Origin of the sequence: Brevundimonas denitrificans (genome assembly GCF_030160755.1) — a bacterium.
Classification (GTDB): Bacteria; Pseudomonadota; Alphaproteobacteria; order Caulobacterales; family Caulobacteraceae; genus Brevundimonas; species Brevundimonas denitrificans.
Genome location: NZ_BSOY01000155.1, coordinates 1 through 892, shown reverse-complemented (window position 1 = coordinate 892; position 892 = coordinate 1). Strand labels below are relative to the sequence as shown.

The window sequence follows — 892 nt, the reverse complement described above, 5'->3', positions numbered from 1 at the left end:
GCTCCCCGGTGGATATTACCGCCTTTCCGTGGCGAACCATCGGTCGGGTCAACCGGTCCGGCAATTTTTGTACAGGCATTCTTGTTGCCGAAGATCAGGTCCTGACGGCGGCCCATTGTTTCTGGAACAAGCGCACAAAACGGTGGAGCGGGGCAACGGAATTTCATTTTGTCGCCGGGTATGACAAGGGGCGGTATGCGGGGCATGCCCGGGGGCTTCGATATCGGACGGCCTTTGCGGCCCTGCCGGATCTGTCTGTACAGCCGTTGCCACGGGACAAGGACTGGGCGGTATTGACGCTGGACAAGCCCTTGGGGAAGACCTTTGGTTTTGCCGAGGCAGCCCGCCGCCGCCTGTCAGAGGATGCACTCGCAACCGCTGATCTGGTGCAGGCAGGATACAGCCGGGATTATTCCCATATTCTGACGGTTCATGAAAAATGCCGGATAACCCACACAGCAAGACTGGATAAAGGGCAGGCACCGATCTATTTTCATCAGTGCGATGCCACAAACGGGGATTCCGGTTCGCCCATTTTTGTGAAGGATGGGGCAGGGTATCGCCTGATTGGCTTGCATTCTGCCACGGCGCGTCTGAAAACCGGCGAGGTCAGTGGGCTTGCCATCCCCAGTTCCCTATTTTACCCGTATCTCAAATAATTCCTGATTGTCCGCCAGCAAGGGGAAGGCGAGGGCCTGTATCCCTGAAAAGGGTGGGAATTATTGTATAAAATTTACATAAAAAAGAATTAAAATCTTAACAAGTACCTCATATGGGGGATGTTTTGTCCCCCGGCTTGTATTAGCTTCAACCCTGCTTGATTGAGGTAACAACAGAAAAGACAGAAGCGGGGATCGGGATTTCTATCCGGTAAGGGTTTGAGGTTTCCGAG

At 53.7% G+C, this 892-nt stretch carries 1 protein-coding gene; it reads left to right on the top strand.

All coding sequences use genetic code 11. The features are described from left to right. Positions 1 to 659, top strand: a 659-nt coding sequence (locus tag QQJ79_RS15455; protein WP_284223821.1) for a trypsin-like serine peptidase, incomplete at its 5' end; no start/stop codon positions are given. Between the last annotated feature and the right edge of the window lie 233 nt (positions 660 to 892).